Here is a 13,868-nt window from a genome sequence, read left to right as displayed (position 1 = left end):
CTCGGGCGGGTCGCGTTCCCGGTGCTGCCCGAGGGGTGCGCTCGGACTCCGTCGTCCTGCGCCTGCCCGACGACATGGTCGGCGGCCTCGGGGGCGACCTGCTCACGGCGATGCTCGCCGGGGGCGCCTTCGCGGCGTTCCTCTCGACCGCGTCCGGCCTCGCGATGTCGGTCACCGGCGTCATCGACCAGGAGGTGCTGCGGCCCCGGCTCGCGCGCTTCACCGGCGGCGACGCCCCGGGTGTGCGCGGCTTCCGCTACGCCGCCGTCGCGGCGGTGGTCATCCCCTACGCGCTGAGCCGCGTCACCGAGCCGCTCGGCGTCGCGACCACCGTCGGGCTGGCCTTCGCCGTGGCCGCCGCGACGTTCGCGCCGCTCATCATCCTCGGGGTGTGGTGGCGCCGGCTGTCGACCACCGGCGCGATGGCCGGGCTGCTCGTCGGCGGGATGACCACGACGGCGGCGCTCGGCACGACGACGGTCCGCGGCGACCTCACCGGCTGGACGGGCGCGCTGCTCGCCAACCCGGCGCTGTGGGCGGTGCCGCTGGCCTTCTTCGTCGCCGTCGTCGTGTCGCTGGCGACGCCCGGACGCATCCCGGCGTCGACGACGCGCACGCTCGTCCGGCTGCACACCCCCGAGCGGGTCACGTTGGCGCGCAGCCGGATCCGCGACTGAGTCCCCACCCCCCCGCTCCCTCCGCGAACGTGTGTGAACACGCCGTGATCTCCCGGTGTCATGTGACAGGACGTTTCGGACGGGGTGTGTCAGGACCTTTCGGACAGTGTGGGTTTCCAGGTGCTGCGGTTTTGGTAGCGGTGGCGGGGGTCGATCCGTATCCGCGCGATGACGAGGGTGTCGTGGGTGATGACGGCGTCGTGGCCGTCCCGGACGATGGTGACGGTGGCTGCGGCCCAGGCGCTGCCGATGCTGGTGACCGCGTCGCCGCCGAGGTTGACGTGCCCGTTGGCAGCCACGACGCGCCGGGTGACGGTGGCCCTTCCGGGCAGTGGGGTCGGGGCGGGAGTGGCCTTGGGGCTGGCGGTGTACCGCTCGTGGGGGGTTTGGTCGGGGTCCAGGCCTTGGTGAGGGCGGTCGGTGTTGAAGAGCAGGTCGTAGGCGTCGACGAGCCGTTGCAGCGCCTCGATGGTGGTGGCCGGGTCCCGCGCGGTCAGCCACCGGCTCAGTGGTTGCCAGTCGCGTTCCTTCTTGCCCAGGGTTTGCGGGTGGCCCGCAGTGGAGCTGACGGTGTGAGTGCCCACGGCGTGGACCTGGGCCTCGAACGTGCCCATCGCCCCGGTGATCCGGCGGGCATTGAACGCCAGCGAGTTGTCGGTGAGCAGCATCGCCGGTGGGCCGTGGCGGGTGGCGCACCTGCTGAACAAGGTCCAGGCGTCGGCGCTGTTCTCTGACCTGGCGACCCGGGTGCCCAGGATGAACCGGGAGTGGTCGTCGATGATCCGCAGCAGGCACACCGTCCTACCGTCGGCCAGGAGCCACTGCTTGCCGTCCAGCTGCCAGCACGCGTTCGGGCGTGGATGCTCAAAGCGGCGGAAGGACGCCCGGGGCCGCTTCGCCGGTTGGGGATCGACCAGCCCGGCGCGGACCAGGACCCGGTGGATGGTCCGAGCGTCGGGGACGGCGGGGACCTCACGGCGCCTGAGCCGCGAGCCGATGCTGCGTGCCCCATCGTCCCAGCCGGCCCTCCTGAGCGCGTCACGCTCGGCGACGATCAGGTCCACCATCGGTTGGGGTGTCGCTGTCGGAGAGAAATGAGGCCGGCTGGAGTCATCGAGCAACCCCTCCAGGCCGCGTTCCCTGAAACGGCGCCGATACCGGTAGTACGAGTCCCGGCTCAGGCCCAGCTCGGCGCACTTCGCGCTCACCGTGCCTCCCGCCTCCACGGCGTTCAAGAACGCCACCGCCAAGCGTGCATCCATCGCCACCGACTTCCCGGCCATGAGCAATGCTCGGCCAACTCGGTGTCCGAAAGGTCCTGTCACATACCTGTCCGAAAGGTCCTGTCACTCAATACCGTGATCTCCCGGCGTGTTCACACACGTTCGCAGGAGATTCAGGTGACGGCGTCGCGGCCGGCGACGAAGGCCTCGACGCACCGGCGGACGTCCGCCTCGCTGTGCGCCGCCGAGAGCTGCACCCGGATGCGCGCCTTCCCGCGCGGCACGACCGGGAAGCTGAAGGCGATGACGTAGACGCCGTGGACGAGCATGTGGTCGGCGATCTGCGCCGCCTGCCGCGCACCGTCCTCCCCCGGGAACATCACCGGGATGATGGGGTGCGACCCGGGCAGCAGGTCGAAGCCGGCCTCCTCCATCAGCGAGCGGAAGAGGGATGCATTGCGCCGCAACGTCTCCCGGCCCTCGCCGGAGGACGCGACGAGGTCGAGGGCGGCGAGCGAGCCCGCGACCACGGCCGGCGCCACGGAGTTGGAGAAGAGGTACGGACGCGAGCGCTGGCGCAGCAGCTCGACGACCTCGCGGTGGCTCGCGACGTACCCGCCCGACGCGCCGCCGAGGGCCTTGCCGAGCGTGCCCGTGACGATGTCGACGCGGTCGCGCACACCGAACAGCTCGGGGGTGCCGCCGCCGTGCTCGCCGACGAACCCCACGGCGTGGCTGTCGTCGACCAGGACCATCGCACCGAACTCGTCGGCCAGGTCGCAGATCTCGTCGAGGGGCGCGTACGAGCCGTCCATCGAGAAGACGCCGTCGGTGACGACGCAGGTGCGGCGGGCGCCGGCGTCGCGGGCGGCCTCGAGCTGCGCACGGAGATCGGCCATGTCGGCGTTCTTGTACCGGTACCGGGCGGCCTTGGAGAGCCGGATGCCGTCGATGATCGAGGCGTGGTTCAGCTCGTCGGAGACGATGGCGTCCTCTGCGCCGAAGAGCACCTCGAAGACACCGCCGTTGGCGTCGAAGCACGAGGAGTAGAGGATCGTCGCCTCGCTGCCGAGGAAGGTCGAGAGGCGTCGCTCGAGCTCGGTGTGCTGGGTCTGGGTGCCGCAGATGAAGCGCACCGAGGCCATCCCGAAGCCCCAGGTGTCGAGGGCGGCCCGGGCGGCGGCGACGACGTCGGGGTGGTCGGCCAGCCCGAGGTAGTTGTTGGCGCAGAAGTTCAGGGACTCCCCGCCGGCCGTGCCGACGTGCGCCGCCTGCGGGGTCGTGATCTCGCGCTCGCGCTTGGTGAGCCCGGCGTCCTCGATCTCCTGCAGCGTCGCCTGCAGCTGGTCCTTCACGGCGCCGTACACGGGTGCTCCTCGTCGTCGTCCGGGTGGGCGGTGTCGGGGTCACCGACCGAGCCAGCCTAGGCCCGCGCCGGCTCCGGTCCGGTCTCCCGGCTCTGGTCCGATCTCCCGGCTCTGGTCCGATCTCGCGGATGGCGGTGACTTCCCGCCGCCATCCAATGAACTCGACCAGAGCCGGCGTCGGCCACTGCCCTGCGCGCGATCTGCGCGGCTCCGCGTGCGGTCGCGCCCGGAGCCCCGCATCTCGCCGGGAGGCCGGCGGTCGGGAGGGGCCCCGGCGTCAGCTCCAGTCGAGGACGACCTTGCCGCCGTGGCCCGAGCGGGTCTCGGCGAACGCGGCCTCCCACTGCTCGGCGGGGTAGCGCCCGGTGATGACCGAGGACACCGCCTGCCGCAGCTCGGCCGACGTCGCGAGCATCGAGCCCATGAGGTACCAGGTCTCGAACATCTCCCGGCCGTAGATGCCGCGCAGCGTGATCATGTGCGTGATGACCCGCCCCCAGTCGATGGCGTAGCGGTCCTTCGGCAGCCCGAGCAGCGCCACCCGCCCGCCGTGGTTCATGTTGGCGAGCATCTCCTCGACGGCCAGCGGCGACCCGGACATCTCGAGCCCGATGTCGAAGCCCTCGGCCATCCCGAGCGCGGCCTGGGCGTCACGCAGCGTCTCCCCGCGCGAGACGTCGACGACGTGGTCCGCGCCGGCTGCCCGGGCCAGCGCGAGCCGCTCGGGCGACAGGTCGGTGACCGCGATGCGTCGCGCGCCGGCGTGCCGGACGATGGCGGTGGCCATCACCCCGATCGGGCCGGCCCCGGTGACGGCGACGTCCTCGCCGACGACCGGCCACTGCAGCGCCGTGTGCGTCGCGTTGCCGAGCGGGTCGAAGACCGCCCCGAGCTCGGGGTCGAGGTCGCGCGGCTGCACCCAGGCGTTGGTCGCGGGGATGACGACGAAGTCGGCGAAGGCGCCGTCACGGTTGACCCCGATGCCGACCGTGTTGATGCACAGGTGGCGCCGCCCGGCGCGGCAGTTGCGGCAGGTGCCGCAGACGATGTGCCCCTCCCCCGACACCCGGTCGCCGACCGACACGTGGTCGACGTCGACCCCCACCTCGACGACCTCGCCGAAGAACTCGTGGCCGATGGTCATCGGCGCCCGCACGGTGGCGGCGGCCCACTCGTCCCACTGCTCGAGGTGCAGGTCGGTGCCGCACAGCCCCGCCCGCAGCACCCGGACCTTGACGTCCTTCGGGCCGCACTCGGGCTCCGGCACCTCGACCAGCGAGAGACCCGGACCGGCGGAGACCTTCCTCAGCGCACGCACGGCGCCCATCATGCCGGGCCTGCCGTTCGGCGCACCACGGGCCCCGTTCGGCGCTCTGTGACCCACCGCACACCGTGGTCGTCTCCCCGCCCGTCGCTGCACAGCCCCGCCGGGCGCGGCACCCCGCGCGGGGTCTCGCCACGGGTCGGCGGGCCGAGCACCCTTGAGCCGACCCGGGCGCACCGCCCGGTCCCGACCCTGGAGGTGACCGTGAGCAACGACGCTCGCACGCAGCACGAGGACGCCTACCTCGCCCTGCAGTCCACCGAGGAGTTCCAGGCGCTGCGCAAGAAGTTCCGCGGGTTCGTCTTCCCGATGACCGGCTTCTTCCTCGCCTGGTACTTCCTCTACGTCCTGCTGTCGATCTTCGCGCCCGGCTTCATGGGCCAGCGGGTCGCCGGCACCATCACCGTCGGGCTGCTGTTCGGCCTCGGCCAGTTCGTCACGACGTTCGCGATCACGATCATCTACGCCCGCTGGGCCAACCGTGAGCTCGACCCGATGGCCGAGCAGCTCGGCGCCCGGCTCGACGGCGCGAAGGAGAACTGACCATGGCCCTCCTCCCCGCCGCCGAGGCCACGAGCATCGGCACCCCCGCGCTGAACATCGGCATCTTCGCCGCGTTCGTCGTCATCACCCTCGTCATCGTCATCCGGGTCGCCTCCGGCAAGAAGACGGCCGAGCAGTACTACACCGCCGCCGGCGCCTTCAACGGCCGCCAGAACGGCATCGCCATCGCGGGCGACTACCTGTCGGCGGCCTCCTTCCTCGGCATCGCCGGCGCCATCGCCCTCCAGGGCTACGACGGCTTCCTCTACTCCATCGGCTTCCTCGTCGCGTGGCTGGTCGCGCTCCTGCTCGTCGCCGAGCTGATGCGCAACACCGGCCGCTTCACGATGGCCGACGTCCTCTCCTACCGCCTCAAGCAGCGCCCGGTGCGCATCGCGACGGCCACCTCGGTCATCGCCGTGTCGTTCTTCTACCTGCTCGCCCAGATGGCCGGTGCCGGTGGCCTCGTGTCCCTGCTCCTCGGCATCTCCGGCGAGACGGCGCAGAACCTCGTCATCGCCGTCGTCGGCGGCGTGATGATCGCCTACGTGCTCATCGGTGGCATGAAGGGCACGACCTGGGTGCAGATCATCAAGGCGCTCCTGCTCATCGCGGGCACCTTCGTCATCACCGTCTGGGTCCTCGGCAAGTACGGCTTCAACCCCTCGGCGCTCTTCCAGGCCGCGGCCGACAACTCGCCGAAGGCGGGCGAGAAGCTGTTCGAGCCCGGCCTCAAGTACGGCCTGACGACGACGACCAAGATCGACTTCATCTCGCTGTCGATGGCCCTCGTCCTCGGGACCGCCGGCCTGCCGCACGTGCTCCAGCGCTTCTACACCGTCCCGACGAGCCAGCAGGCCCGCAAGTCGGTCGAGTGGGCGATCTGGCTCATCGGCGGCTTCTACCTGCTGACCCTCGTCGTCGGCTACGGCGCCGCCGCCCTCGTCGGCCCCGGTGCCATCGCCAAGGCCCCCGGCAAGGCCAACGCGGCCGCACCGCTGCTCGCCTACGAGCTCGGTGGGTCGGTGCTGCTCGGCATCATCTCGGGCATCGCCTTCGCGACGATCCTCGCGGTCGTCGCCGGCCTGACCATCACGACGTCGGCGACCTTCGCCCACGACCTCTACAAGGAGGTCTTCAAGCGGGGCCAGAGCAGCCAGGACGCCGAGGTCCGGGTCGCCCGCATCGCCTCGGTCGTCATCGGCATCGTCGCCATCGTCGGCGGCATCTTCGCCAAGGACCAGAACATCGCGTTCCTCGTCGCCCTCGCCTTCGCGGTCGCCGCGAGCGCGAACCTGCCGACGATCCTCTACTCGCTGTTCTGGAAGGGCTTCAACACCCGCGGCGCGCTGTTCTCCATCTACGGAGGCCTCGTCAGCGCGATCGGCCTGATCGTCTTCAGCCCGGTCGTCTCGGGCAAGCCGGTCGACGCGGCCACGGGCAAGAGCCTGTCGATGCTCCAGAACGTCGACTTCCACTGGTTCCCGCTCGACAACCCCGGGCTGGTCTCCATCCCGCTCGCGTTCTTCCTCGGCTGGCTCGGCTCGGTGACGAGCAAGGAGCACAACGCCCAGAAGTACGCCGAGATGGAGGTCCGCAGCCTCACCGGGCACGGCGTCGGCGAGGCGATCAGCCACTGAGTGCGCGCCGGCCGGGGACCTCCCCCGGCCGGGCACCCCGACGGCACCGGCCGCGGAGCGGGACCAACCCCTCCGCGGCCGGTGCGCGTCCCGGGACGTCCGCCCCTGGCGCACCGGCGTCGACCGGCGTAGACCGCGAGGTGAAGGAGGTCGCCATGACCAGCACCCGCCCGACCGACCACTCCCCCTCCACCGTCCCTCCCGCCACCGGGTCGCGGGGCTCGCGGCGGCCCTGCTCATGGGAGCCGTCCCGGCGGTCGCCGCCGCCCCCGCGTCGCAGGCCGCCACGTGCGCCGTCACGTGGGGGTCGCTGGCCAAGACCTCGGCCCCGATGGCCACCGGCCGGATCGCCGGGGTCCGCGCCGGCCACCACACCTGCTACGACCGGCTCGTGCTCGACATGACGGGCAAGGCCCCCGGCTACGACGTGCGGTACGTCGGCACCGTGCGCGCCGAGGGCTCCGGCAAGCCCGTGCCCGTCGCGGGCGGGGCCCGGCTCGCCGTCAGCGTGCACAAGGGCGCGACGGCCATCCCGGCGATGCCCTCGGTCGCGGGCTACCCGACCGTCCGGCAGGTGAGGTGGGCCGGCTCGTTCGAGGGCTACACGACCCTCGCGCTCGGCGTGCGCGCCCGGCTGCCGTTCCGGGTCTTCACCCTCCGCGACAGCGCGACGAACACGAGCCGGCTCGTCGTCGACGTCGCCCACCACTGGTGACCCGGGTGGGACCTCAGACGGTCGCGGCGGCCTCGGCCCGCAGGCGCGCCGCGAGGTCGTCGTCGACGGTCGCGAAGAACTGCCCGACGACGTCCTCGAGGTGCTGCACGCTCTCGGCGCGGAAGAGCACCGGCTGGTAGGACGTGATGTCGTAGTTGAGGGTGCCCATCTGGTGCAGGTCGAGGGGGCGGATCTCCATGTGCCCGAACTCGTCCATCTCGCCGTAGCTGCTGAGGATGCCGGCGCCGTAGGCCTTGAGCGCGTCGCCGTCGGCCATGACCCCGAACTCCATCGAGAACCAGAAGACGTCGGCGACGAACTTGACCGCCTCGTCGGACTCCAGGCGCAGGCTGGCCTGCCCGGCGGCCTCGGTGATGGCGGCGAACCGGGGGCTCGCGAGCTGGTTCCCGTGGCCGACGACCTCGTGGAGGATGTCGGGCTCGGGCGTGTAGAGCGGCTGGCTGCCGTGGCGCAGGTACTGCGTGGAGTTGAAGACCCGGCGGCCGAGGTCGCCGTAGAAGTCGCGCAGCGGGACGAGCCCGGGGGCGGCGGTGTACGACCAGCCCGTCAGCGGCTCGAGCAGGGCCGTGACCTCGGCGAGCTGCGGCACGTGGTCGGTCGGGAGGCCCAGCGCGGCCTTGCCGGCGAGGAACTCGGGGTGCGCGTACCGCTCGTGCTTGGGCGCCAGCTCGGTGCACACCGTGCGCCAGATGCCGTGCTCCTCGGCGGTGTAGTCGATGACCGGCAGCGGCGCACCGGGGCGGTGCGCGAGCGCGGCAGCGGCGATCTCGCCCCGACGGGCCAGGTAGGCGGGGTCGGCCAGACCGGGGTGGTTGTCGGCCAGGTGCACCTGCACGGTCCCGTCGGCGTCGGTCGTCACGGCCGAGTAGAGCTGTCCCTCCTCGAACACCGCGCTCACCTCCTCGTGAGTGGTCGTGGCCTCGTGGGCCGGAAGCCTCCACGGAAGCACGGCACCGCGCAGGATGGAACCGATGGCGTGTCCTGTGGTCAACGAGCGCACAGTTTCACCAGTGGGTTCGGCGCGTCGCTGGACAACCTGACCAGTAGGGGCCGGACGGCCGGATCCGTCGCCCGGCGGCCCCGGCATCGGCCGGTCGGCCCGAGTCGGTGGTGATCCCGGGACCGCGCCGCCCCCTCGGCCCTAGCGTCGGCTCGCCGAACCCTGCAGGAGGCCTCGCCATGCGCTCCACCCCCCGCGCGCCGCTCCGCGCGGCCGTCACGCTCCGCGCGGCCGTCGCGCTGCTCGCGGCCGTCGCCGTGCTGCCCGGGGTCCCCGCCGTCGCCGCCCCCGCCCCCACGGCCACGGCCACGACGACGGCCACCGTGCTGACCCCGACCGTCCTGCCCGCCACCGGCAGCGACCTGGCCAACCCCCTGCGCGGCCAGTACCGCTGGATGGGCTACGCCTCCCAGCCCGCCGCGTGGCCGGCGCCCGACTACTACGAGCGTGACCGCTCCTACTGGGGGCGCCTCGAGCCGACCCGTGGCGCCTACGACTTCTCCACCCTCGACACCGGCCTCGCCGACGCCGGCAGCGTCCGCGGCAAGTACGGGTTCCGGGTCATGGCCTACTGCCCCGGCTGCTGGATGGACGCCCGCGCCGACCTCCCGACGGTCGTCCCCGCGTGGATGCCCGTGCAGCCCGGCACCCGCATCCCGGCCTGGGACGACGAGCGCTTCCTCACCGCGTGGGAGGACCTCATGGCCGCGCTCGGCCGGCGCTACGCCTCGGACCCGCGCCTCGGCTTCGTCGACGTCGGCGGATTCGGCGCCTACGGGGAGTGGATGGACTCCGGCACCCCGATCTCCGACGCCTCGGCCCTGCGGGTGGTCGGCGCCGTGGCGCGGGCCTTCCCGGACCGGCACGTCCTGCTCAGCGCGGTGACCGTCTACACCCGCCCGGCCGTGCTGCAGGCGGCGCTGGACCGCTGGCCGAACGTCGGCCTGCGCAGCGACTGCCTCGGGCAGAGCGGGATGCAGGTGCCGACGGGGGCCTTCGCCGACCTCTGGCGCACCCGGCCGTTCTTCACCGAGTGGTGCACCGGCGCCGACCCGGTCCTCGGCCGCGACCAGGTGCGCACCCACCACGTGTCGACGACCTCGAGCCACAACATGCGCCTCACCTACGCGCAGATGACGTCGGCGCAGCGCACCGCGTACGAGACCGCCGTCCGCTCCTCGGGGTACCGGTACGCCGTCACGCGGGCCGCCCTGGCGCCGCGGCTGGACGGCGGGGCCACGCGGGTGGACCTCACCCTGACGAACACGGGCGTGGCCCCCACCTACGACCGGTGGACCGTCCGCCTCGCGCTGACGGACGCCCGCGGCCGGCGGGTCGCGACCGTGCCGCTGCCGGTCGACCTGCGCACCGTCCTGCCGGGCACCCGCACGGTCACCGCCACGGTGACCCTGCCCGCGCTGACCCCAGGGCGCTACGGCGCCCGCCTGGAGGTGCTCGACCCGAGCGGCTACTCGGTCCCGATGCGGCTGGCCAACGCCGCCCGGTCCGCCGACGGCTCCTACCCCCTCGGCTCGCTCGCGGTCCGGCGCGTCGCGACCCCCCTCCCCCGGCACGGGTACCGCCCGGTCCCGGTGCCCGCCCCGGTGCCCGCCCCGCTGCCCGCCGGGGCCGTACGGTGACCCCGGTCACGTCCGGCGCCGACCGGCGCTGACGCTCCCCCGACGGCCCCGCCCGCTCGGCGCAGTGCCGGGCCGCTCGGCGGTCCTCCTCGGACGGACGGTTGCCCCGAGCCCGCTCGTCGGGTTGGCTGAGGCCGACACCACACTCGACGACGAGGAGGACCCGCCGTGACCGACGACAGCCTGTCGAGCCACCTGCACGAGATGGACCTGAGCCCCGACCCGGCCTTCACCGAGCAGGCGAACGGCACCGCCGCCATGTACGACGAGGCGGCCGCCGACCACGAGGGCTTCTGGGCGCGGCAGGCGCGCGAGCGCATCAGCTGGGCGACGGACTTCGACCAGACCCTCGACTGGAGCGAGGCGCCGTTCGCGAAGTGGTTCGTCGGCGGCACCCTCAACGTCGCGTACAACTGCGTCGACCGGCACGTCGAGGCCGGCAACGGCGACCGCGTGGCCATCCACTTCGAGGGCGAGGGCGGCGACACCCGGACCATCACCTACGCCGACCTCCAGCGCGAGGTCTCCAAGGCCGCCAACGCCCTCGAGTCGCTGGGCGTCGCGACCGGCGACCGGGTCGCGGTGTACATGCCGATGATCCCCGAGACCGTCTTCACGATGCTCGCCTGTGCCCGCATCGGCGCACCGCACTCGGTGATCTTCGGCGGCTTCTCGGCCGAGGCCCTGCACACCCGCATCGCCGACGCCGAGGCCAAGGTCGTCGTCACCACCGACGGGCAGTGGCGCCGCGGGAAGCCCGCACCGCTCAAGGCCGCCGTCGACGCCGCGATCCACCACGGCGAGGACGAGTCGCCGGTCGAGAAGGTCCTCGTCGTCAAGCGCACCGACACCGAGGTCGAGTGGGACGACTCCCGCGACGTCTGGTGGCACGACCTCGTCGACGGCCAGCCCGACACCCACGAGGCGGTGCCCGTCGACAGCGAGCACCCGCTCTTCATCCTCTACACGTCGGGCACCACGGGGAAGCCGAAGGGCATCTTCCACACGACCGGCGGCTACCTCACCCAGGCGGCCTACACGAACGCCGTCGTCCACGACGTCCACCCCGAGAGCGACGTGTACTGGTGCACGGCCGACGTCGGCTGGGTCACCGGCCACAGCTACATCGTCTACGGCCCGCTGGCCAACGGCGCGACGCAGGTGCTCTACGAGGGCACCCCCGACACCCCGCACCAGGGCCGCTGGTGGGAGCTGGTCGAGAAGTACAAGGTCTCGATCCTCTACACGGCGCCGACGGCCATCCGCACCTTCATGAAGTGGGGCGACGACATCCCCGCGAAATCCGACCTCTCCAGCGTGCGGATGCTCGGCAGCGTCGGTGAGCCGATCAACCCCGAGGCCTGGCTCTGGTACCGCAAGAACATCGGCGGCGGGAAGGCCCCCATCGTCGACACGTGGTGGCAGACCGAGACCGGCGGCATCATGATCAGCCCGCTCCCCGGTGTCACGACCCTCGAGCCGGGCTCGGCGCAGAAGCCCATCCCGGGCATCTCCGCCGAGATCCTCGACGACGACGGCAACCCGTTCACCGAGGCCGAGAAGGTCGGCTACCTCGTGCTCACCAAGCCGTGGCCGGCGATGCTGCGCGGCATCTGGGGCGACCCCGAGCGCTACAAGGAGACGTACTGGAGCCGGTTCGGGCCGAAGTACTACTTCGCGGGCGACGGGGCGAAGTACGACGAGAAGGGCAACATCTGGCTGCTCGGCCGGGTCGACGACGTCATGAACGTCTCGGGCCACCGGCTGTCCACCGCCGAGATCGAGTCGGCGCTCGTGTCGCACCCGTCGGTCGCCGAGGCGGCGGTCGTCGGGGCCGCCGACGAGACCACCGGCCAGGCCGTCTGCGCGTTCGTCATCCTGCGCGGCGACGCGGTCGACAACGGCGAGGAGACCGTCCAGGAGCTGCGGGGCCACGTGGCCAAGGAGATCGGCCCGATCGCCAAGCCGCGCCAGGTGATGATCGTCCAGGAGCTGCCGAAGACGCGCTCGGGCAAGATCATGCGCCGGCTGCTCAAGGACGTCGCCGAGAACCGTGAGGTCGGTGACGTCACGACGCTCGCCGACAGCTCGGTGATGAACCTCATCAAGGAGGGCATGACGAGCGGCTCGTCCGACTGACGGTCCGCCTCCCGGGGACGGGGTGCCGCGCGAGAGCGTGCGGCACCCCGTCCGCGGCGTCCGGGGTGGGCACACCGGGACCCTCCCGCGTCCGTAGACTGGACCATGGTGTGCCGGGAAGTCTGGTCGGCGAGTCCATGCCGCGCGCCCCGGCCGCGGCACCGCCCACCCCCTCAGGAGCCGCGATGAGCACGCCGCCGCCCGCGACCCCCACTCCTCCGCCCCGACCCCCACACCCCCGAGCCCTCGCGCACGACCGTCTTCGGCCGCCCGTCGTGGGCCGAGGCCCGCCACGTCGCCGACCTGCTGCGCGCCGAGACCATCGGTGGCGCCCTGCTCCTCGTGGCCGCCGTCGTCGCCGTCGTCCTCGCCAACAGCCCCCTGAGCGACTCCTACTTCTCGTTGCGCGACACCGAGATCGGCACCGACTGGGGCCACCTGCGGCTCTCCCTCGGGCACTGGGCCGCCGACGGCCTGCTCGCGATCTTCTTCTTCGTCGCCGGCCTCGAGCTCAAGCGCGAGTTCCTCGTCGGCGACCTGCGCTCCCCGGCGAAGGCCGCCGTGCCGGTCATCGCCGCCTTCTGCGGGGTCGCGGTCCCGGCCCTCGTCTTCGTCGGCACCGTCGTCGTCATGGGCGGCGAGGGTGACGCGCTGCGCGGCTGGGCCATCCCCACCGCCACCGACATCGCCTTCGCCCTGGCCGTGCTCGCCGTCATCGGCTCGCACCTGCCCTCGGGGCTGCGCTCGTTCCTCCTGACGCTGGCCGTCGTCGACGACCTCATCGCCATCACCATCATCGCGGTGTTCTACACGGCCGACCTCCAGGTCGCGCCGCTCCTGTGGGCCCTGCTGCCGCTCGCCGGCTTCGCCGCCCTCACCCAGCGCCGGATCACGCCGTGGTGGCTGCTCCTGCCGCTCGCCGGTGCCACCTGGGCCCTCGTCCACGCCTCAGGCGTGCACGCGACGGTCGCCGGCGTCCTCCTCGGGCTCGTCGTCCCGGTCCGGCCCCGCCGCCGCGGCGTGCCCGCCGTCAGCAACCTCGCCGCCGACACCGACGTCGCGCACCGCTTCGAGCACCGGGTGCGGCCGCTGTCGGCCGGCGTCGCCGTGCCGGTCTTCGCGTTCTTCGCCTCCGGCGTCGCCTTCCTCGGCGGAGGGTTCGGTGAGACGGTGCGCGACCCCGTGGCCATCGGCGTCGTCCTCGGCCTGGTCGTCGGCAAGCTCATCGGCGTCCTCGGGTCGACGTACCTGGTCGCCCGCTTCACCCGCGCCCGGCTCGACGACGACCTCGCGTGGTCCGACATCGCGGGTCTGGCCGTCCTCACCGGGGTCGGCTTCACGGTCTCGCTCCTCGTCGGGGAGCTGGCCTTCGGGGCCGGGTCCGAGCGCGACGAGCACGTCAAGCTCGGCATCCTCATGGGCTCGGTCCTCGCGGCGCTGCTCGCCTCGGCGATCCTGCGTCGCCGCAACGCGGTGTACCGCCGGATCCACGAGCACGAGACGCACGACGCCGACGGCGACGGCATCCCGGACGCCTGGGACGACGTGCCGGGACCGGGGACGTCCTCCACTCGGTAAG

The 13,868-nt window shown here is 72.5% G+C and carries 11 protein-coding genes; 7 read left to right on the top strand and 4 right to left on the bottom strand.

From position 1 onward, the window contains the following. Window positions 1-74 precede the first annotated feature (74 nt). On the top strand, window positions 75-677 hold the full coding sequence (locus G7075_RS23240) for a hypothetical protein (RefSeq protein WP_371814129.1): 603 nt from the start codon (window positions 75-77) through the stop codon (window positions 675-677). 89 nt (window positions 678-766) lie between these two features. Here G7075_RS23240 and G7075_RS19360 read toward each other — a convergent pair whose 3' ends face one another. The 3 genes from G7075_RS19360 to tdh form a co-directional block, all read right to left on the bottom strand. After that, the gene (locus G7075_RS19360) at window positions 767-1,960 is read right to left on the bottom strand and encodes a DDE-type integrase/transposase/recombinase (protein ID WP_166122936.1); all 1,194 of its coding nucleotides are present in this window, start codon (window positions 1,958-1,960) and stop codon (window positions 767-769) included. 113 nt (window positions 1,961-2,073) lie between these two features. Then, window positions 2,074-3,267: a glycine C-acetyltransferase gene (locus G7075_RS19355; RefSeq protein WP_166124053.1), complete on the bottom strand. Its 1,194-nt coding sequence runs from the start codon at window positions 3,265-3,267 to the stop codon at window positions 2,074-2,076. A gap of 277 nt (window positions 3,268-3,544) precedes the next feature. Further along, window positions 3,545-4,585, bottom strand: a complete 1,041-nt coding sequence (gene tdh, locus G7075_RS19350; protein WP_166124052.1) for an L-threonine 3-dehydrogenase — start codon at window positions 4,583-4,585, stop codon at window positions 3,545-3,547. Between the two features lie 210 nt (window positions 4,586-4,795). Here tdh and G7075_RS19345 point away from each other — a divergent pair, with 210 nt between their 5' ends. From G7075_RS19345 to G7075_RS19335, 3 genes are all read left to right on the top strand, one after another. Then, on the top strand, window positions 4,796-5,134 hold the full coding sequence (locus G7075_RS19345) for a DUF485 domain-containing protein (RefSeq protein WP_166124051.1): 339 nt from the start codon (window positions 4,796-4,798) through the stop codon (window positions 5,132-5,134). A gap of 2 nt (window positions 5,135-5,136) precedes the next feature. Further along, window positions 5,137-6,774, top strand: a complete 1,638-nt coding sequence (locus G7075_RS19340) for a cation acetate symporter (protein ID WP_166124050.1) — start codon at window positions 5,137-5,139, stop codon at window positions 6,772-6,774. A 238-nt stretch (window positions 6,775-7,012) separates the two neighbouring features. Then, window positions 7,013-7,489, top strand: a complete 477-nt coding sequence (locus G7075_RS19335) for a hypothetical protein (protein WP_166124049.1) — start codon at window positions 7,013-7,015, stop codon at window positions 7,487-7,489. A 13-nt stretch (window positions 7,490-7,502) separates the two neighbouring features. Here G7075_RS19335 and G7075_RS19330 read toward each other — a convergent pair whose 3' ends face one another. Continuing rightward, complete coding sequence (locus G7075_RS19330) at window positions 7,503-8,408, bottom strand: phenylalanine 4-monooxygenase (RefSeq protein ID WP_240917767.1); 906 nt, start codon at window positions 8,406-8,408, stop codon at window positions 7,503-7,505. Window positions 8,409-8,689: 281 nt separating this feature from the next. Here G7075_RS19330 and G7075_RS19325 point away from each other — a divergent pair, with 281 nt between their 5' ends. From G7075_RS19325 to nhaA, 3 genes are all read left to right on the top strand, one after another. Beyond that, entirely contained in the window at window positions 8,690-10,150 is a 1,461-nt protein-coding gene (locus G7075_RS19325) for a DUF4832 domain-containing protein (RefSeq protein WP_166124048.1), read from the top strand. Between the two features lie 204 nt (window positions 10,151-10,354). Continuing rightward, the gene (acs, locus tag G7075_RS19320; protein ID WP_166124534.1) at window positions 10,355-12,289 is read left to right on the top strand and encodes an acetate--CoA ligase; all 1,935 of its coding nucleotides are present in this window, start codon (window positions 10,355-10,357) and stop codon (window positions 12,287-12,289) included. Window positions 12,290-12,631: 342 nt separating this feature from the next. Continuing rightward, window positions 12,632-13,867 (top strand): Na+/H+ antiporter NhaA, encoded by a 1,236-nt coding sequence (nhaA, locus tag G7075_RS19315; protein WP_371814128.1) that lies wholly within the window; start codon window positions 12,632-12,634, stop codon window positions 13,865-13,867. Window position 13,868: the final 1 nt, after the last annotated feature.

This window comes from Phycicoccus sp. HDW14 (genome assembly GCF_011383005.1).
Classification (GTDB): domain Bacteria; phylum Actinomycetota; class Actinomycetes; order Actinomycetales; family Dermatophilaceae; genus Phycicoccus.
Note: the sequence above shows the minus strand (reverse complement) of the source record. Positions and strands in the feature narration are given on the sequence as shown.

Excerpts from the sequence above, each read along its gene's own strand:
- G7075_RS23240 (WP_371814129.1), top strand. The coding sequence starts at position 75 with ATGGTCGGCGGCCTCGGGGGCGACCTGCTCACGGCGATGCTCGCCGGG.
- G7075_RS19360 (WP_166122936.1), bottom strand. The coding sequence starts at position 1,960 with ATGGCCGGGAAGTCGGTGGCGATGGATGCACGCTTGGCGGTGGCGTTC.
- G7075_RS19340 (WP_166124050.1), top strand. The coding sequence starts at position 5,137 with ATGGCCCTCCTCCCCGCCGCCGAGGCCACGAGCATCGGCACCCCCGCG.
- G7075_RS19335 (WP_166124049.1), top strand. The coding sequence starts at position 7,013 with ATGGGAGCCGTCCCGGCGGTCGCCGCCGCCCCCGCGTCGCAGGCCGCC.
- G7075_RS19325 (WP_166124048.1), top strand. The coding sequence starts at position 8,690 with ATGCGCTCCACCCCCCGCGCGCCGCTCCGCGCGGCCGTCACGCTCCGC.
- acs (WP_166124534.1), top strand. The coding sequence starts at position 10,355 with ATGGACCTGAGCCCCGACCCGGCCTTCACCGAGCAGGCGAACGGCACC.